This is a genomic window from Mucilaginibacter sp. cycad4 (assembly GCF_034263275.1).
GTDB lineage: Bacteria > Bacteroidota > Bacteroidia > Sphingobacteriales > Sphingobacteriaceae > Mucilaginibacter.
In genome coordinates this window covers 6,682,084-6,702,084 of the sequence record NZ_CP139559.1, presented here as the reverse complement: position 1 = coordinate 6,702,084, position 20,001 = coordinate 6,682,084, and the positions used below count along the sequence as shown (strand labels likewise).

Annotated in this window: 17 protein-coding genes and 1 pseudogene; 6 read left to right on the top strand and 12 right to left on the bottom strand. The window is 41.8% G+C overall.

The features are described 5' to 3' along the window. The first annotated feature begins 17 nt into the window (after window positions 1–17). Entirely contained in the window at window positions 18–614 is a 597-nt protein-coding gene (locus SNE26_RS27705; protein ID WP_321557073.1) for a transposase, read from the top strand. Between the two features lie 215 nt (window positions 615–829). Then, window positions 830–1,923 (top strand): annotated as a pseudogene (locus SNE26_RS29600) (ISAs1 family transposase). Window positions 1,924–1,990: 67 nt separating this feature from the next. Here the strand turns inward: SNE26_RS29600 and SNE26_RS27690 are convergent. The 3 genes from SNE26_RS27690 to SNE26_RS27680 all read right to left on the bottom strand — a co-directional run bounded on the left by SNE26_RS27690 (window position 1,991) and on the right by SNE26_RS27680 (window position 5,635). Beyond that, window positions 1,991–2,716, bottom strand: coding sequence for a DUF2490 domain-containing protein (locus SNE26_RS27690; RefSeq protein WP_321557071.1), 726 nt, complete (start codon window positions 2,714–2,716; stop codon window positions 1,991–1,993). A gap of 158 nt (window positions 2,717–2,874) precedes the next feature. After that, the gene (locus SNE26_RS27685; protein WP_321557070.1) at window positions 2,875–3,900 is read right to left on the bottom strand and encodes a hypothetical protein; all 1,026 of its coding nucleotides are present in this window, start codon (window positions 3,898–3,900) and stop codon (window positions 2,875–2,877) included. 10 nt (window positions 3,901–3,910) lie between these two features. Beyond that, window positions 3,911–5,635 (bottom strand): glycosyltransferase family 39 protein, encoded by a 1,725-nt coding sequence (locus SNE26_RS27680; protein WP_321557069.1) that lies wholly within the window; start codon window positions 5,633–5,635, stop codon window positions 3,911–3,913. Window positions 5,636–5,785: 150 nt separating this feature from the next. Between SNE26_RS27680 and SNE26_RS27675 the strand changes: the two genes are divergently transcribed. Next, window positions 5,786–6,265 carry a DinB family protein gene (locus SNE26_RS27675; RefSeq protein ID WP_321557068.1) on the top strand — a complete coding sequence of 160 codons (480 nt, stop codon included), beginning with the start codon at window positions 5,786–5,788 and terminating at the stop codon, window positions 6,263–6,265. Here the strand turns inward: SNE26_RS27675 and SNE26_RS27670 are convergent. The 9 genes from SNE26_RS27670 to SNE26_RS27630 form a co-directional block, all read right to left on the bottom strand. Beyond that, window positions 6,262–7,605, bottom strand: coding sequence for a hypothetical protein (locus tag SNE26_RS27670; protein ID WP_321557067.1), 1,344 nt, complete (start codon window positions 7,603–7,605; stop codon window positions 6,262–6,264). The genes SNE26_RS27675 and SNE26_RS27670 overlap by 4 nt on opposite strands. After that, on the bottom strand, window positions 7,590–9,098 hold the full coding sequence (locus SNE26_RS27665) for an FAD-binding protein (RefSeq protein WP_321557066.1): 1,509 nt from the start codon (window positions 9,096–9,098) through the stop codon (window positions 7,590–7,592). The genes SNE26_RS27670 and SNE26_RS27665 overlap by 16 nt, the downstream gene beginning before the upstream one ends. A gap of 2 nt (window positions 9,099–9,100) precedes the next feature. Further along, the gene (locus SNE26_RS27660) at window positions 9,101–9,460 is read right to left on the bottom strand and encodes a Bor/Iss family lipoprotein (RefSeq protein WP_321557065.1); all 360 of its coding nucleotides are present in this window, start codon (window positions 9,458–9,460) and stop codon (window positions 9,101–9,103) included. A 128-nt stretch (window positions 9,461–9,588) separates the two neighbouring features. After that, window positions 9,589–10,704 (bottom strand): cyclopropane fatty acyl phospholipid synthase, encoded by a 1,116-nt coding sequence (cfa, locus tag SNE26_RS27655; RefSeq protein WP_321557064.1) that lies wholly within the window; start codon window positions 10,702–10,704, stop codon window positions 9,589–9,591. Window positions 10,705–10,879: 175 nt separating this feature from the next. Next, window positions 10,880–11,428, bottom strand: coding sequence for a transposase (locus SNE26_RS27650; RefSeq protein WP_321557063.1), 549 nt, complete (start codon window positions 11,426–11,428; stop codon window positions 10,880–10,882). Window positions 11,429–11,606: 178 nt separating this feature from the next. Next, the gene (recA, locus tag SNE26_RS27645) at window positions 11,607–12,629 is read right to left on the bottom strand and encodes a recombinase RecA (RefSeq protein ID WP_321557062.1); all 1,023 of its coding nucleotides are present in this window, start codon (window positions 12,627–12,629) and stop codon (window positions 11,607–11,609) included. Between the two features lie 158 nt (window positions 12,630–12,787). Then, window positions 12,788–13,543, bottom strand: a complete 756-nt coding sequence (nth, locus tag SNE26_RS27640; RefSeq protein WP_321557061.1) for an endonuclease III — start codon at window positions 13,541–13,543, stop codon at window positions 12,788–12,790. Between the two features lie 247 nt (window positions 13,544–13,790). Next, window positions 13,791–13,985, bottom strand: a complete 195-nt coding sequence (locus SNE26_RS27635; RefSeq protein ID WP_090534406.1) for a hypothetical protein — start codon at window positions 13,983–13,985, stop codon at window positions 13,791–13,793. 270 nt (window positions 13,986–14,255) lie between these two features. After that, complete coding sequence (locus SNE26_RS27630) at window positions 14,256–14,840, bottom strand: RNA polymerase sigma factor (protein ID WP_090534404.1); 585 nt, start codon at window positions 14,838–14,840, stop codon at window positions 14,256–14,258. 506 nt (window positions 14,841–15,346) lie between these two features. On the opposite strand from SNE26_RS27630, the gene uvrA reads away from it, so the two are divergent. From uvrA to SNE26_RS27615, 3 genes are all read left to right on the top strand, one after another. Continuing rightward, entirely contained in the window at window positions 15,347–18,235 is a 2,889-nt protein-coding gene (uvrA, locus tag SNE26_RS27625) for an excinuclease ABC subunit UvrA (RefSeq protein ID WP_321557060.1), read from the top strand. A 244-nt stretch (window positions 18,236–18,479) separates the two neighbouring features. After that, window positions 18,480–19,073 carry a glycoside hydrolase family 19 protein gene (locus SNE26_RS27620; RefSeq protein ID WP_321557059.1) on the top strand — a complete coding sequence of 198 codons (594 nt, stop codon included), beginning with the start codon at window positions 18,480–18,482 and terminating at the stop codon, window positions 19,071–19,073. Between the two features lie 89 nt (window positions 19,074–19,162). Then, window positions 19,163–19,960 carry a Fic family protein gene (locus SNE26_RS27615; RefSeq protein WP_321557058.1) on the top strand — a complete coding sequence of 266 codons (798 nt, stop codon included), beginning with the start codon at window positions 19,163–19,165 and terminating at the stop codon, window positions 19,958–19,960. Window positions 19,961–20,001: the final 41 nt, after the last annotated feature.

The window sequence follows — 20,001 nt, the reverse complement described above, 5'->3', positions numbered from 1 at the left end:
CATTAACTTCCAATGGCATGAAAGGATACATCCCCGCTCCCGGAAGCTATAAAGCTTCGCGGGAAGACGAAGGGTTCATTTACGATGATAATTACGACCGGTACACTTGTATTATGGGTGTACATCTCCCATTCAAGCGGGTTGAGTCTGCCTATGATGAACCAACTGTTTTCAAGAAGATCTACGAGTCGAGTATCAGCGATTGTAAAAACTGTCCATGTAGATATATCTGCGCTAATAAAAGAGGCTTTAAGAAGTTGGCTGATTCCGGGGACAAGCCACTGTATGAATATATGCAGCGGCGGGTAGACAGTCCCAAAGGCAAACAGATGATGTCGCTTCGCTCCAGTACCGTTGAGCCGGTATTCGGATCCCTGATTAATTACACCGGCTTAGACCGGATAAATGCGAAGGGGCTTAAACAGGCAAACAAGTGTATGCTTATGGCTGCGGCTGCCTATAATATCAAGAAACTGCTGAAACGTAAACTCCAACCATTCATAACAGCACCTACATCCGCTATCGGAAGCTTTAAAGCTGCTCTTAACTGGTTGTACAAACAGCTTACTTGGCCTAATCAGCAATATGATATAAACTTAATATCATCGTTTTAATCAATACTTCAAAGAACGAAATCACAGTATTACTACTGTATTCTTGTTGTTAATGGTTGTGCAACGATCACGAGGGGCGGAGGGGTGTGTTTCTGCTTTGATAAATCTATCGCAGAACACACACCCCTGCTACCACACATTCCTTCGCCCCCTCTCAAGAGCAGGGCTGTTGCATTCTAAATATTATAAGTTAACTTGAGGTCAAAAAAGTTAGGATGGATAAGAGCATATTAGCGTATTTATCAGAGTTACCGGATATAAGGCGAAAGGCAGGCCAGCGCCATGACCAGACTTTCATTCTGTTGCTTGTGTTAATGAGTACAATGAGCGGTTATCATGGCTATCGTTCGATGGGTGATTTTATAAAGCGGAATGAAGTCGATCTTTTGGCCTTCTTTCAGCCTAATAAAGCCCGCCTTCCAAGCTTTTATACTATAAGACGTGTAATACAAGATTTAGACTTTAACAGCTTAAATGAGAGTTTCCATAAATGGGCCAGTCAGCATATTGATTTGTCTAAAAATGAATGGCTACATATAGATGGTAAGGCAATGAAAGGGACGATGAGCGATTATTCTCTTGACAAACAACGATTTGTAAGCCTGGTAAGCTTGTATAGTAGCAGGAGTAATCAAGTCGTTGGCCATGGTTTAGTTGACAACTCAAAACAAAGTGAAATCTCTGTAGTTCAGCAGCTTATTTCCAGTTTAGGATTACAGGGGGTAACGTTTACACTTGACGCATTACATTGTCAAAAAAAACGGTAGAGGCTATTATTGATACAGATAACAATTATATAATAGGTGTGAAGAAGAATCAAAAGAACCTTTACAAAAAGATCGAAACCATTACATCGGACGAGGCAATGGTTTGTAGTAAGTTTGTTGAGTTGTTGAAAAACAAAGGGCGAATAGAACGTAGAACAGTTTGGGTGTACCCGGGAACAGAGGAAATCAGTAACACATGGGCTGGGGTAAGCCAACTTATTAAAGTGCATCGCTGGGTAAAAGAAAAAGGACGTATCCGGGAAGAATACGCCTTTTTCATCAGTAGCTTAATCGGTAATGCGCAAACATTCTGCCATGGTATTAAAAGCCATTGGAGTATAGAAAACAGTCTTCATTGGGTAAAGGACGTGACATTTAACGAAGACGCTTCACGAATTAGAACATCCAATGCGCCTGAAAATACTTCTGTGTTCAGAAACATAGTTATTAATGTATTTAGGATAAATGATTACCCAAATCTCGCACAAGCACAAAGGCTTGTTTGTAATGATATTAACAAATTGAAACAACTATTAAATTAGAATGCAACAGCCCTGCTCTCAAGAGGGGATTTTCTTGTCCTCTCCTTGGGAGAAAATTTAGGAGAAGTTAAAACCTTGTATAAAAAGCCAACTGCGCTACATGGTTCACCACATAAGCATCGGCTTGTTTAATGTATTGGTTCAGATAACCCGCTTCGGCATCAAACGCTTTGCTGAACCGGTAACCAACGGCTACATAAGCCCGGTTTTGATCGAAGAAGTGCTTGTTTACTTTATTTTTGTTTTGCACGTTTACAAAAGCCTCATTTTGCAGGGCGAGGAAAGTACCTTCCGTAAACACATCCGAATCTTGTTTCATCGGGATCACCGCGCGGGCAAAATATCTAAAACGCTGGGCAAAATAACGATCATTTTTATTGGCGGCAGTATTTCCTAAAAAGCGCTGCTCTAACCTTAAACGATGTGCCAGCTGCACATGCTTGGTAAGCTTGTGGGTATAAGTGTACTGCTGCCAGATGCGGTGTTCCGGGCGGAAAGTTTTATCGTCGTTGGCGGTGCGGCCATAGGTAGCTATGTAGGCATACCCCAACGCCCCTACCTTGTTCTTAGCAAAATAATAATTAGCCGAAGGACGAAGCAGGATATGCTTAAGGTAACTTACTTCATCATGTGAGCGTAATTGCCCATCAAACGAATAGCCCCAATGTTCAGATAATTTTTGGCTGTGAAAAATAGCCGCCCAGCCTGAAAACTGGTTGTCTTGCGCAAGCAGCCTTGCAGGTGCCGCCAGCAGTAATACTACAAAAATTAATAGTTGTTTTTTTAATTGCATGGATGATATATATGTGTTATAAAGGTTAACATTTATTGTAGAGACATATTACATGCCTCGCTTTTTGTGACAGATGTTTGCAGGATCTGTCCGTTAAAAATACTTATGAGTAGCAGATGACAGGCAACCATTCACCTAATCAACCCACTCTCCATTCACTAATCCTTAAACCTTACCAAAGTCTGACGGCCCAGGTCAACCGTAACCCTGAAGGCTTCCTGGTTGCTGCTGTAGCCTGGCGTTTGGTGCAAGCTCAATATAAATTGTCCTTTTATACGCTTGTATAAAAACGGCGTGTAAATGATATCAAGCCTATTGTAGGTTTTCTTTTCAAAAAATGCATCGCCATAAATAATGTGACTGCCCTGGCCCTTGTAAAATTCATCAAACAAAGCAAAACGTTTCCAGCTTAAATAGGCATTTGCCACGAAGCCGGCAGGTTTGTGAAAACCATCAACACCCCGTACCCGCTCAAACGACATCATGCCACCAGCCTCAATAGATAACGAATCTAAGATGGTTTTATGACTTAGGTCGAGCCCTAATCTTATCTGTCCGCCGCCATTATCCTGGATGTGATCATCCGGTAAAAGCACTTCAGCACCTGCATCATGCATCAGCAAAAAATAATGCGATATATAAAAGGGGCCGGTTAAGCTTGGCCGGTATTTACCCGAAAAGCCGAACAGGAACTGCTCACGATCGGTAACGGTTTGGCGGCTTACCCAGTCAATCCAGGCAGTTTCAGTAAAGTGGGCATTATGAAAGCGTGTAAGCAAACCCTCAACATTGGGGCGATAGTAGCGTAAAGTATCATTCAGTAAAGCCCGGGGGTAATCATCCAGCAGTCCTTCCCGCGGGAAAGCACCGGCATTAAATAACCAGTTTTTGCCTGTAAAGCTGTAATAAGCAACCGGATTAACTTTCAAAAAATAAGGTTTTGCGCCAAACTCGTGAATACCGTTAACCCCTACAATAAAATGGTTCACACTATCGATATTCAGGCCCAGGTCAAGCGCGGTACGTACTCCTGAATAAGTACGCGAGCGGGCCACAAAATCCTTGTACTCGCGGTTATCCATAAAACCTAAACCGTTAAAATGAATATCGAGGCTGCCCTGTGCAAGAGCGGCGGTAGTGGTTATGATTGAAAAAAGAATTAAAAGGTATATGCGTTTAAACATAGCTGATTTATTATTTTACTGTGATGTTAATGATCTTATTGTTTCGGCCTCCCGGAAACGGTTCGGTACGGATGGAGAAGATCAGTTCGTACTTACCAGGCTGCATTGGGGCGGCCACGTTAAATTTAAAATGCCCGGTCTCGCCGGTTTTTAATGAAATACGGTTAAAGCTATCGTCAGATTGCTGCATGCCTACCTGGTTGATACTCTTGAAAAAGCATGCCTCTAAAAACACCTTGTGTTTTTGGTTGGTATTAGTAAAACTGATAGGAAAAGGATATGGATTTTTGAAAGTGAGATCAAAATCTTTTTTCTGTCCGGGCGCCAGGATTTCTTTATAAGATTCCACCTGAAAATCGATCTTCTGATAGGTGCGGACATCATCAACCCAGCCACCATACCAGGTACCTGCGTAAATTTTCATAGAATCGGTACTAATGGCGCGATCCGGATAGGTATTGTTTACCACATAAACCCTTTTATGCTGAATGCTATCCTCAATAGGCCAGATATCATACTGGGTACGGCGATAGTAACGGGCATCGTAATCAAACCCGCGTGTAGTATTGTTGTAGAAATTATATTTCGACGGGTTCTGGAACCCCTCGTTAAAAATCACATAGTTACCTCCGGCCTTTTCATGAATAAGATGGGCCCAATCTTTAAAACCAAAAAAGCTGCGCATGGCATCAACTTTTAACAAGGGAGGAAAGGCAATTATGAGCGCTACACGTAAGATAACTATCATACCAATATTCATCACAGCCAAGCGGTTAAACCATTTAGGTTTTGCCCCGGGCTGTGTAAAACGGATAAGCACCACCATAGCCAGCGGAACGTAAGCGATAAGTGTCCAATGCAGTTGAACCTCACCTTTAAACGACGTAAGGAAAAAGAATGCCAGGATCCCAATAGCGTTAACTAAAAGGGCCTGGGTAAAAGTATCCTGAACTTTTGCAGTAAATCCCTTATAAAATAATAGCCAACCAATCAGCGGACCGGCCATCAGCAACTGCCCCAAAGGGTACACATAAGTATATTCAAAGTTATATTGCTCGTTTGAGCGTTCGGATAAGTGGTAACTTAATGACGGGAAGCCGTGCTTTGCCTGCCAAATGATATGCGGTGCATATAAAGCCAGTGCCAGTAATACAATACCATAAAAAGATCCCCGCTTAAGTAATTTAATGTTGGATGCCAGCGTGAAAGCAACCAGCAAAATGCCGTGATATTTGCTATACAACAGGCAGGCAATCACAACTCCCAATATAACGGCCAGTTTTAAGCTATCCTCTTCAATATACTGCTGATAAAAATAAAGGAACAGCACTGTAAAGAACAACAGGGGTGCATCGGGCGTAGTGGTAAAGCCGTAAATATGGAACACGAAGATGCCCGAAATCACCAGTATAAAGTTAATGGCATCAACTTTATACCGCTTTAACATCATCCACATCAGGTACAAGGACGCTGTGGTGCTAATCACCGTAAAAAACCTCAGGCCAAATTCATTATGCATCATGCTGTAGCCTGCCTTAATAAAAACGGCCACCATAGGAGGGTGATCATAATATCCCCAATCTAAAAATCGGGAATACACCCAGTAGTAGGCCTCATCCGCATGGATCTCGAGCGTAAATGCCTGTACAGCGTTTAGCAAAGCCCACAGCAGTAAAAAATAAATTATTGGCTTATTATATTTTACCGGCGTGCTATTTAAAGAGATATCCTGCATTAAAATGGATGAGTAAATGAATGGGCAAAGGTATAATAAAAGATATAAGCCATAAAACGTTGGCGGCGGCGATGTGATAATTTGACGAAAAACATACCACAATCTTCATAATTTAGCGCAGCTGTAAAGCCTTAACCCTTCCGATATAAAATGAAACAAGAATTTGAGGTTATCAAAAAACCACGCCTGATGCTGCTTAATGTTGTTAAAGACCTTACTCCCGAACAACTTAACCATATCCCTGCCGGATTCAACAACAACCTGGTCTGGAACCTGGCGCATATGATTTCCGGGCAACAGGGTATTTGCTATACCCGCGCAGGTGTACCCATTGTTGTTGATGACAAATATTATACACCATACCGCCCCGAAACCAAACCGCAGGGCTTTATTAATGCTGATGACATAGCCGAAGTTAAAGAGCTCCTTATTGCAACTATTGATAAAATGGAGGAAGATTACCAGACAGGTATTTTCTCAAACTATCAACCTATGACAACCCGTTATGGTGTTACCTTGAGCAATATAGAGGAAGCAATCCGCTTTGTGCCATTTCATGATGGTTTGCATGTTGGCTATATCATGGCTTTGAAAAGAGCGGTTTTAGAAGAGATGACTGGGCTCGTTTAGTAAACTATTTTACTAAACGGGATCCCCACCGTTAGCCCGATTGCTGTTTTATTGTAAGGCAGTCGGGTATCTTTTAAGGAGTTATTCATGTCCTGAAGCAAAAGTTGTGCTTCAAAATTTATGGCGGGCACACCTTTTTTATCGATCAATACAATAGGGATCCCGATAATAGAGTTAAGCGCCTTATAAGTCCCCCAGTTTTTTTCTATCCGGAAACTAATGCCAACATGTGAGGTTCCGGGGATATACACCAACTTACCTGCCGCAACGGGTGTTATAAAGTTTTTATATTGGCCTATGTATCGGTCGCCTTTATTTATGGTGATCGCATTTGTCCCGTCATCACCTTGTTGCCCTGTTACATCAGCGCTGAACAGAGAACCGCTTTGTACCGAGTTATTGATAAAGCACTTACCGGCAAAAGTTAAAAAGAATCTCCCTAATCTGGGGCTTTCCCAAAAGCGGGTATGGCTTACAAATAATTCGAGCGGGTAGTTATAATGTTTGTTAACCTGTGTATTAACATCATTGCTTACCATAAACTTTTGTGGAATAACCGGGATATAAATCCCTAAGCTTGTCCAGGTATCGGTTACCAGGTTATAATTGCCTGTATTAACCAATAGTTCTGATTGCTGTTCGGAAAATTGTTGCAAATAATCTGCCCGAAGCGAAGCATAAAAGGTTTTTCGGAGTTTGCTTTTTACTTCATTCAAATTTTGTCCGGGCACTTCATCCTGCTTCAAGGCATTCAGGGATTGCTCAAACTCTTCGGCTTTTTTGTCGATACTTTGAGCGATTGTATTTACCATTAATGCCCGGGCAGCATCCATCTCCATTTTGAAATCGCCATTGGCTGCATAATAAGTTTTCGGCTTTCCCATCCATGTTTTTTGAATGGTAAAACCCAGTTGATTATCATAATACCTGTTAGCACTTTTTGCCGAATATGCGTTGGCAATATTTACCCTTGCGCCCACTACTACAAATGATCTTACCCAATCATCACCATCAACCGGTTGGTGAAAGTTATGATTGATGCTGACCATCCCCTCGGCCGCGTTGATATTAACATAATTTTTATACAACGAAAGATCTTCATTACCGGAGAGATAGGAGCTCGCCTTCTTTGACAGGAAGATATTCATGGCCTTGTTGGAGATCAGCATCCCCTGGCCATCGCTATTAGTGTAATTGGTTATCTTGCTGTTGATCGCTTTTACCTCATTGATAATTTGCCCGGAGGTTTGGGCTTTTAACTCTGCTATTGCACAGCACAAAAATAGCAGGCAGCACGGTACAACCTTTCCATAACTTCCATATGTTAGGCCAGCCCCCATTGCTGCGTAATTTGATTGGTAAAAACTTTCTGGCAATCAGCATTGAGCAGGGTTTTTCTGGCGTTGATCCAACGGGTAGCTGCATCGCCATACATTCTTTGAATGCGTTGCGGAGTAACTTCGTTAGCTTTGCCCCAATGAAATGTAAAGGGGATATTTTCATGCTCAAGCATCAACCATACCTGGGTATAAAAGTTATACGCTTTGTCTGATAGCGGTGCATCCAACTCCATAATGCAGGTATGTTCAAACCGGGTGAAGCCCAATGTTGCTTTGGTTTGCTTAACAAACCTGAATGAAAACACACCGCTGAAAGGGCCGATATCTTTATTGATCTTCAGCATCAGGTCGGCAACTTTGGGCGAAAGTTCTGCCGGGAAACCAATGGCCGAGCTCAGCAACTTGCCCCTTAAAGTAGTATTGCTGAAAATTTCGCCAAGTGTGCCAAAGTGAGGATCAGTATTGGTCGTCATGCTGGTGTTCAACACCTTGGTTACCACAATGGGCACCAAAGCAGGTACAGCATCAGTAATAGTACCTATAAAACTGGCGGCATCATCCCCCGGACCGATCCCTGCCGCATTATCAACCGGCGGCTGATAGTTGGTGCGATACGGGCGCTTATACATAGTGGTTACAAAGGCCCCCTTATCCAGATCATACGGGTTAAGCAATACCGAAAAATGAAACGGGCGTTCATTACCACAAGGCAGCTTATTGGAATTGCTAAAATCAAGTGCCGCCATCATACCCCGCAGCTCCATATCATAAGGAAGTCGCTGCACATAAGTTTCTAATAAAAACAGAGGTTCTGTTTCCAGTAGCATACCATGTATAATCCCGAAACTGCCGAAGCTTACCAAGGCAGCATTGAAAAGCTCATCATCCTGTACCAGTTCAGTCTGTAACAAATCTATAAAGCGTTGTGCCACCACCGGTGCCGAAGCCCTTTCCAGCCAGATATGCCTGTCGGGACTTACTACAATGTGTAGCCCTACCACAAAATCTGGTGTTGCACCAAAGTCAAAAGCCGAGCCATGCGTTCCCGTACCAACTGCACCGGCTATAGTTTGCCCGTTACTGGCCCCCGAAGTTTTAAGTGACAAGCCCCTGTTTTTCAAAAATGCGCCGAGCTCCCAGATACCATTACCACTTTGTGCAAAAAGTAAATGATCCTTGTTACCTGTATAAGCCGGGTTAACCGCTGTATCTGCTATGGTAAACCTGGTATTAAGCGGTTTTGTATCCAGCATCACGCCATCTTTAACCGTTGCTATTTTTGTCCATGACCAGCCTGCCCCTAATGATCGCAATGGAGTATTAGTTTCAATGGCTTCTTTAATTATGTTTTGAAGCCCTTTAGTAGCGTCATTATAACCCTCAAGGGCATCAAGATTGTCTTCGTTGCCCAATTCATACAGGTCTTTAATTTGCTCGGTAAAAGTTTCGTGCCGGTTTTCCCAGCTGCTGACTCCTGTTTTAATAACTTTCATAGCTATTTTCCAATTACGCCTTCTTTGGCACAAGGTTTAGCGCATTTCCACTCTACCCTTGCAGGGCTCCAGATCCCAAGAGTTACCACCGTAAGTAACGAGTAACCGAAATTATTCTTCACTGTAACTTCAGCCATTCCATTAACGCCAAGTGAATCACATATGGGGGTAACTATTCTTTTTGGGCTTTGGATAGCCCCCCAAAAAAAGAAGTTTACATTTTGATGTGATACCTCCGTGCCGGCTTGCGCTTTGGTTTCGACCCGGGCTGTGTAACAGCTGCTTAATAATAGCAAGAGTAAAAGAGCAGGCACGCCTTTTCGATAAAAACGGAAAGGCCGGTTCAAATATGATAGCATCATATAGCAAGCATTTAGGATTTTACTGAATAGATTTAAAGTAAATCCAAATACTTGATTTTCAAATAAGTAAAAACACGCTTATTGAATACGTACTTTTACGTCATTTATTCAATAGTGAGAAGAGGGGATTATCTTATTGACTTGTATAATCCCAGATGCTTTGGTTTGGTTAAAACAATATGCCATAAATGATTTTTCCTTGAACGGAAAGATGCAGCGCTGGCGCTTAGATAGTAGCGCCACATGCGGTAAAACGTCCCTCCATATCTGGCACTAAGCTGCGGCCAGCTTTGCTCAAAGTTTTTTCGCCACTCCATACAGGTTCGGTCGTAATATACACCGAAGTTATGCCAATCCTCCAAAATAAATAAGCCCTGCCATGCGGTTGATAATTGAGCAGCAGATGGCAACATCCCATTCGGAAATATGTATTTCGCAATCCAGGGGTCGGTAACTTTAGTTGAGTAATTACCGCCTATGGTATGAAGCAGACAAATGCCATCATCCGCTAAATTTTCGTTCACTGTTTCCATAAAGATACGATAATTACGATAGCCAACATGTTCAAGCATCCCGACAGAAACTATCCTGTCAAACTTTTCATGCACATCTCGATAATCCTGCACCCTAATCTCTACAGGTAACCCTTTATTAGTTTCCTCTGCAATAATAGCCTGCTCTTCTGAAAGGGTTACGCCAACTCCTTTTACGCCATACTTTTCGGCCGCATATCGAAGAAGCCCGCCCCATCCACAACCTATATCAAGTAAGCTCATGCCGGGTTCCAATTTTAACTTACGACAAATCAGATCAAGCTTAGCTTCCTGAGCTTCATCCAATGTTTGTGCCGTTTCCCAATAGGCACAGGAGTACATCATTCGTTTATCAAGCATCAGCTCAAACAGGTCGTTACCAATATCATAATGCTTATGAGCAACCTCTTTAGCCTTTGATTTGGTTTGCTGATTGCTAAACTTTGCTTTAAGAAAATATTTAAGTGTATTTAAGTCACGCGGAATCATTTTATCAACCCGGTGATACTGGACGCGAAAAAAGAATTCGTCAAGCGCTTCACAATCCCACCAGCCTTCCATATAGGCTTCCCCAAAACCCAGCGAACCACCGGCCAGCAAGCGATCATACAATTTAGGGTTGTGTACCTGTACATCCCAGGGGTTATTCCCGTTCATGGTAATACCTCCCGCAGCAAACATATTTGTAACAATCTCTTTTGATGACCCCATAGTTTTTTTCCGGTTTATGCGGTGATAAAGATATTCTTTTTGTAGAAAAACGGGAACAATTGCTAACATAGTACTGCCGCGGGTTTAGCGCGGGTTACACTACTGCCGCGGGTTTAGCGCAGCGTAACCCGTGGTATAGCATGATTTAAGCTTCCAGCTTAAATCATGCTATATATTAACACATCAATTCAATATCAATCAAACCTTTATCACCGATATAATCCCTCGCACTGCTATAAAGAAAATGCTCCGGCCGATCAACCCAACCAGCCACAACAGGATTATTATGCAAATAATCAAGCTTTTGATCGATCATTTTATCGCCAAATAACTCAATTGGATGGTTACCCGATTGCCAAAACTTGTAATGCTCGTTGCCAGGATCCTTCCTTCCCTCCCGTTCAAAGAACCAAAGCAACCACTTGCGCCTGCTCTCCTGCAAATTTTCGGCAATGGCTTTGGTGATAGTTTTAGAAGTATGCCTTTTGATATCCCTTAAGATATCCTGCATTGGTTTATCCGTTGTTCCGATAATTAAGTGTACATGGTTGCTCTTGATTATCCAGGCATATAACTTGAGCCCTTTGTTTTTGACGCAATATTTCAAGCTTTCAACAAGGATATCTTTGTATTCAATTCTGGTAAATACATCTATCCATTGCACAACGGTGAAGGTTACAAAATAGGGAAACTCCTGATTGTGGAATTTATAATTGCGGCTCATGATTTAGGTTTACTTTTTTTATTTAAGCTGAAAGCTTAAATGATATTACACCACGGGTTACGCTGCGCTAAACCCGCGGTAGCTTTATATTTTACAACAAAAGCCTTCCGCATGAAAGGCTTTTGTTGTATTAGTTTAGTTTATCAGTGAAATCACACAATCATCAGTATAATCCCAATTAAACTTCTTCCATGCTTTCGCCGGTTACCGTTTCTTTGATCTTATTTTCCAATTCTTCCTGTAGCTCAGGATTATCAAGGATCAGTTGTTTAACAGCATCGCGACCCTGGCCCAAACGGGTTTCGCCATAGCTAAACCATGAGCCTGCTTTTTTAATAATGTTGTATTCAACACCCAGGTCAATGATCTCGCCTGCTTTTGAAATACCTTCGCCAAACATGATATCAAACTCAGCTATGCGGAATGGCGGAGCAACTTTATTTTTGACGATCTTAACTTTTACACGGTTACCTGAAACCTCGTCGGTATCTTTAATTTGCGAGATCCGGCGAACATCCAAACGCACTGAAGCATAAAATTTCAATGCATTACCACCCGTTGTAGTTTCAGGGTTACCAAACATAACGCCGATCTTATCGCGCAGCTGATTAATAAAGATACAGCAACATCCTGTTTTACTAATGGTACCGGTTAGCTTACGTAATGCCTGTGACATTAAACGTGCATGCAGGCCCATTTTTGAATCGCCCATTTCACCTTCAATCTCGGCTTTGGGCACCAACGCCGCAACAGAGTCAATAACCAAAATATCAATAGCGCCCGAGCGGATCAGGTTATCGGCAATCTCCAGCGCCTGTTCACCGTTATCCGGTTGAGAGATCAGGAGGTTCTCAACATCTACGCCTAATTTCTTGGCATAAAAACGGTCGAAAGCATGCTCCGCATCAATAAAGGCGGCGATACCACCGTTCTTTTGCGATTCGGCAATAGCATGGATAGCCAAAGTCGTTTTACCTGACGATTCAGGCCCGTAGATTTCAATGATCCTTCCTTTAGGCAAACCGTTAACTCCCAAAGCAATATCAAGCCCTAATGAGCCGGTTGATATAACTTCAGTTTGTTCAATTACGGATTCGCCCAATTTCATGATGGTACCTTTACCGTATGATTTTTCCAGCTTATCTAACGTAAGCTGTAATGCCTTCAATTTATCAGCGCTATTTTTATCTATGTTAGCCATCGTATTAATTTCTTCAACAAATATAATTACATTTTTTACAATTACTAATTTTTTTAGTAATTTATTTTTTAAGTGAGTGGTTGATTAGGTGAATAGTTAATTAGGTTAACTTAGTAAATATAGTAACTACTCACTAAGTCAACCATTCACTTAATCAACTAATTCTCCACACTCCTCTTCTTCAATTCCTTACTTATAGTATTAAGTGCCTTTTTCTTTTTAGCTTCTTTGGCTTTCTTAACTTTAGCAGCTTCGGCCCGTTGCAGCGCGGCTTCAGTATTGTTACGTTCATAATACCAGCAAAACCACGTTAACGGACAAACATCGCATTTAGGGCTTCGCGCTAAACAAATATACCGCCCGTGCAATATAAGCCAGTGATGTGCAATTCCGATATATTCTTTAGGGATATTTTGTACCAACTGTTTTTCAACAGCCAGCGGGGTACGGGCATTATTGGTAAGGCCAATGCGGTTGGCCACCCTAAAAACATGCGTATCAACAGCCATGGCCGGTTCTTCAAAAATAACAGAGGCAATTACATTGGCTGTTTTACGGCCTACACCGGGTAACTTTTGCAGGTTTTCGATCCCGGAGGGTATTTCGCCATTAAAAACTTCCACAAGCATTTTGCCCATGCCTACCAAATGTTTGGCTTTGTTATTAGGATAACTTACAGACCGGATGTATGCAAAAACCTCGTCGGATGTTGCAGCGGCCAAATCTTGCGGGGTTGGGAAACGCTCAAACAGTGCCGGCGTTACCTGGTTAATGCGCTTATCCGTACACTGTGCCGAAAGTATAACGGCCACCAATAACTGAAATGGGTTATTATAATGCAGCTCCGTAACCGGGTTAGGCTGGTTTTTAGAAAAATAATCAACAAAATGGCGGTAGCGTTCGGCTTTTAGCATTTTTAGTTCATGGTTGATAGTTCATGGATCATGGCTGAAGCACCCAGCTTAACACAATAATGATCCGGTTCAAAAGTATAGATATTCACAACAATAAAAAACCATGAACTATGATCCATCAGCCATAGGCCGCCTTAAAAATAGAAAGGTTCATAAATCACTTATTGGGTTTCGGTTTTTCGATTCGCATCGGTAACCTTTTCAACAATCATGATCTATGAACCAGTGGGGAAATCCGCAATAAATACTAACGTAAGCTTTTTGAATAATCCAGGATCTGGTGTATGGTCTGCACCTTGGGTTTCCTGATCAGCAGGTCCAAATCAGCACGAATTGAATTGTAAAAAATCACTTCGTCGGCATCCAGATTTTCTTGTGCATTCCTGTTCATTTCAGCTTCGTTAGCTAATGCATTTAACGTTTTTGTAAAGGTTTCATCCATAAGCTTATTTTACTATAATTTTTATATGGTTTATAACGGTGGCTTAAAGATAATATTTTGTTAAATGAAAATTAAATGAAATTTTTATTTAAAGAAATTAGCGACTGGAAGCTATGAATTAGGTTATTGCAACAGTAAATAACTTTATATCAGGAACTAACGAAATAATATCAAAATTTCATGCAAAAAATAAGGTTAGAATATTATTATCCGGTTTAACCTAAACAATAATATTCTAACCTTTTATCTCTGATCTCTTATACCGAAAAACTAATTTTTCAGGCTAAGCTCTTTGCTCTGCATCATTTTGCGGAGGTTATTAAGGGCATAACGCATACGGCCAAGAGCGGTATTGATACTAACATCAGTAATATCGGCAATCTCTTTAAAACTCATATCGCCGAAATGGCGCATAATGAGCACCTCCTTTTGTTCGGATGGAAGCAATTGGATCAGCGCTTTAAGATCCTTATGGGTTTGGTCCCTAACCATTTTATCCTCGGTACTTTCATCATAATTACCAAGCACTTCAAAAATGTCGAAATCATCGCCATTGCTGATCATAGGCGCACGTTTTTCGCGGCGAAAATGGTCAATCACCAGGTTATGTGCAATACGGGTTACCCAAGGCAAAAATTTACCTTCCTCATTATATTTGCCGGCTTTAAGGGTGTTAATCACCTTTATAAATGCATCCTGAAAAATATCTTCAGCAAGGTATTCATCTTTTACCAGCAGATAAATAGAAGTATATATTTTTGATTGGTAACGCCTTATCAATTCTACCAAACCGGCTTCATCGCCGGCTACATATAGATGGATTAGATCCTGATCACTCTTCAATTGAAAATCCATAGAAAGTACTACTTAAACTTAATTTTTAGTTAAAACCTTTTAAAGTAAAGTATATTCTATAGCGTGCTCCTTAGGGGTTAAAGATTTGTTTGCTCAAATAAAATAAATTATTGATAAAAAAACAAATAAAATTTTTTTTTTTGCGTCCTACTTTACTATTAATCGGTATAATTAACTATAAAACCATCATTTATTTGGCACACTTCCTTTAGACTGATTTTTAATACCGAAGGTTTAATCATTCACCAAAATAAATTTTTTAAAAAGTAGTTGTTAAAACAACATTAAGTTTTAAAAAGTCAGCAAACTGTAAACTCCAATATTTCACGTAGTTTAATCCAATAAACAATTAAAACTCATTTGGATTCTGCTAAATATTTTAGGATTTTTGCATTCGCAAAAGTTCAGGGTTAATAGATCATGGTTCATGGTATAAATTTTGCCACTAACCTGCAAAGCATCCTACTATGATCCATCAACCATCAACTATGAACTAATTCAATAGAATGAGTAAAGAAGCAGAAAAAGATCCGCAAAAACATATTATCATAAAAGGCGCAAGGGTGCACAACCTTAAAAACCTTGATGTGGCTATTCCCAAAAATAAACTGGTGGTAGTTACCGGCATGTCGGGCTCGGGCAAATCATCGCTCGCTTTCGATACTTTGTACGCCGAGGGTCAGCGCCGCTACGTGGAAAGCCTTTCATCATATGCCCGCCAGTTTTTGGGCCGTATGAACAAGCCCGATGTTGATTATATTAAGGGTATTGCGCCAGCCATAGCCATTGAGCAAAAGGTAATTACTTCAAACCCACGCTCAACTGTTGGCACATCAACCGAGATCTATGATTATCTGAAACTGCTTTTTTCACGCATCGGTAAAACCATATCACCCATATCGGGCAACATTGTGAAGAAAGATTCGGTGACCGACGTGGTGAACTTTGTGCTTTCATTGCCTAACGAAACCCAGGTAACCATTCTTGCTCCCCTGCACCCGCACAATAACCGGAGCCTTAAAGAAGAACTTGCCGTATTAATGCAGAAGGGCTTTGTACGTGTTGAATATAACGGCAAACTTTCGCGCATTGAATCGCTGCTTGAGGACCAGGCCGTGGAAAACGTACCGCTCGTAGCAGCTGAGCCTGCGGTTGAGATCAAAAAAACGAAAGCAAAAAAAAACACCCCGGAAACTGCGGAAGCAGACCAGCAAACCGTTGTACGCATAGTTGTTGACCGCGTTACCAAGAATGAAGAAGACGAAACTATTAGCCGCTTAGGCGATTCGATACAAACGGCCTTCTTTGAAGGCAAAGGCGATTGTTTTGTCCGCTTCCAGGAACCTGACGGCGATACCGAACATGAGCGCTTTTTTTGCGACCGTTTTGAGTTAGACGGATTGAAGTTTGAAGAGCCAACTCCAAACTTTTTCAGCTTTAATAATCCATACGGCGCCTGCAAAAAATGCGAAGGTTATGGCAAGGTGATTGGCATTGATGAAGACCTGGTTATTCCGGATAAAAGCAAATCTATTTACGAGGGAGCTATTGCCCCCTGGCGCGGCGAAAAAATGCGCGAATGGAACGATGCACTGGTAAGGCACGCCTTAAAGTTCGACTTTCCTATCCACCGTCAATACAATCAGCTAACCGAAAAAGAACAACGCCTTTTATGGAAAGGCAATAAGTTTTTCCGTGGTCTTGATGAGTTTTTCAAGGAGATGGAGGAGCAAACCTATAAAATCCAGTACCGTGTTTTGCTCTCGCGATACAGGGGCAAAACTACCTGTCCGGAGTGCAAGGGCAGCCGTTTGCGGATGGATGCCTCCTACGTAAAGATCAACGAAAAGTCGATAACCGATGTGGTACTGATGCCGCTGGATAAAGCGTTTGAATTTTTTAAATCACTTGAACTCAGTGAAACAGATGCCAAAATCGGTAAACGTTTGCTGATGGAAATAACCAACCGCCTCGGCTTTTTAAATGATGTAGGCTTGAGCTATTTAACACTCAACCGTTTATCAAATACATTATCGGGCGGTGAATCACAGCGCATTAACCTGGCTACTTCACTGGGCAGCAGCCTGGTAGGTTCCGTTTATGTACTGGATGAGCCAAGCATTGGTTTGCACCCGCGCGATACCCAACGATTGATCAGCGTATTAAAATCCCTCCGCGATGTAGGCAACACGGTATTGGTTGTTGAGCACGAGGAAGAGATCATGAAAGCTGCCGACCACATCATTGATATTGGCCCGGAGGCCGGTACCCATGGCGGGGAGCTGATCTTTACCGGTACCTATAACGAAATTATAAAAGACGATAAAAGCCTCACCGGCAAATACCTGAGCGGCAGGGAAGAAATTGCTATCCCCGCAAGCCGCCGCAAATGGCACGATTTTATTGAAATAAAAGGCGCGCGCGAAAACAACCTGAAACATGTAAACGCCAAATTTCCGTTAGGCGTACTTACTGTTGTTACCGGCGTATCCGGCTCGGGTAAAACCAGTTTGGTAAAACGTATCCTTGCTCCTGCAGTTCAAAAAGCCTTAGGAAACTATTCGGGCGAACAAACGGGCTCATATGATGCCATTGACGGTGATTACAGCAAAATTGAACAGGTTGAACTGGTCGACCAAAACCCGATAGGCCGTTCATCGCGCTCAAACCCGGTTACTTATGTTAAAGCCTGGGACGAGATCCGCAACCTGTACGCCGCTCAGCCGGCAGCAAAAGCCGCCGGGTTAAAACCTTCGGCGTTTTCCTTTAATGTTGAGGGGGGCCGCTGCGATGTTTGCCAGGGCGAAGGGGAAGTCAAAATAGAGATGCAGTTCATGGCTGATATCTTCCTTACCTGCGAAACCTGCGGGGGCCATCGTTTTAAGCAGCATATCTTAGATATCCAATACAAAGAAAAAAACGTATCGGAGATCCTGAACATGACCATTGATGAGGCTGTTGAGTTTTTTGCCAAAGAGCCTAAGATCATCGCTAAAATAAAACCGTTGGTTGATGTTGGTTTGGGTTATGTACAATTGGGGCAGTCGTCAAATACCCTATCAGGAGGCGAAGCACAGCGTATCAAGCTGGCATCGTTCCTGGTAAAAGGCAATAACACCAATAAAACATTGTTTATTTTTGATGAACCTACCACCGGTTTGCACTTTGCCGATATTAAAAAACTGCTGAAATCATTTGATGCATTGCTTGATCATGGCAATACCATCATTGTTATTGAGCATAACATGGATGTGATCAAATGTGCCGACTGGGTTATCGATATTGGCCCGGAAGGTGGTGACCGTGGCGGTAAGGTAGTATTTGAGGGCGTTCCCGAAGAGCTTTTAAAACAAAAAGACAGCTACACAGGCAAGTTTTTGAAAGAGCGGTTTTAATTTAAAGTGCCTGTATAATAAAACGGGCACTTTAAAATTTGCTTTATAAAACATAATCCCGCTTTATGTAGGTTTTTAACCAACACTCGTAATTCGTTTAAAAATCCCATCACAACTCTTTGAATATCAGCCTTGGTATTCCAAACGCGAATATTTATATTTACCTAAATCTTCCACACCTTTTTAATCTGAAACATTCGTTTACAGCAATTAATTTTATTACGAATACCTAAATTTTATTATCATGCCAGGTACAAAAGAATTTTATGACACCATTCGTGCGTCTGTATTTAAAGGCCACATTTCACAAAGCCAGGTCGATGGCATCGAAACCATTTTAAAAGCCGCAGCAGACGCCGGCATTACCGATCAACGCAAAGTAGCCTACATGCTGGGTACAGTTTACCATGAATGCGCAGGCACCATGCAGCCGATAAATGAGTTTGGCAAAGGGAAAGGCCATCCCTATGGCGAAAAATTTAAAATGGGCGGGGGGCCTGGTCACCGTATTCCTTATACAACGCCCGATCAGCTTTACTATGGTCGCGGTTTTGTGCAATTAACCTGGTACGAGAACTATGATGCCATGGGCAAACATTTACATCTCGACCTGCTCAACCATCCCGAGCTGGCGCTTCAGCCTGATATAGCAGCCAATATTATGATTGAAGGGATGACAAAAGGCATGTTTACCGGCGTTGGCTTAGGCAAATACTTTGATGTCACCCATGCCGACTGGATCAACGCCCGCCGCATCATTAACGGAAATGATCACGATGTGCTGATAGCAGGTTATGCCAAACATTTTTATAAGGGATTGACTGGTATTGATGCGTAGTAAAGTTAAATTCAGTTGCCAGGTTTATCGGTGCCAGGCAACTGAACCACTATACAAAAACTTATAAGTATTTTCGCGTTGTTGAAACGATGGAAATAGTTAACCTCATAGAAAAATACAACGACCTTGGCATAACCGATGTAATTGACCATGATCGGTTTAACCTTATTTCAATTGACTATCACTCCACACGGATCGAAGGCTCAACATTGACAGAGGTAGAAACACAAGTGCTGATCAATGAAGGGCGTACTCCCAACGGCAAGCCGTTGGAAGACAGCCTGATGGTAACAGATCATCACGCGGCCCTCCTTTTTACAATTAAAAATGCAAAAGCAAAAAGAGCATTATCAGTACCTCTGTTAAAGGAGATAAATGCAATGGTTATGAAAAATACCGGCAAGGTTTACAATACTATGCTCGGCACAGTTGATTCACGAACCGGGGCATTCCGAAAAGGCAATGTTACTGCAGGCATTTCCTATTTTCCTAATTTCGATAAAGTAGAACGTTTGACGAATGAATTGGTAAATAAGCTTAACGAGTCTATCAGTTCCCCCCTGTCTATCGCAGAACAAATCAACCTATCCTTCGATGCGCATTTCAATCTTGTAAGCATACATCCTTATTATGATGGCAACGGACGTACTTCGCGATTATTAATGAACTACATTCAGGCCTATTACAATCTTCCATTGGCAATGGTACGGAGTGAAAATAAAGTAGCCTATATCCAGGCGCTGATTGATACCCGCGAACAGGAAAATATTGAAGTATTTCGTGAGTTCATGGCAGGCGAGTATTCTTTTTTGATCAATCAGGAAATTGGAAAGTTTGAAGAAATGAAAAAGCCCTCAAAAGGCGGTGGCTTTACTTTTTTATTTTAGCTTTTATCATCACTTTCAATCCATATCATCTACACGTAATA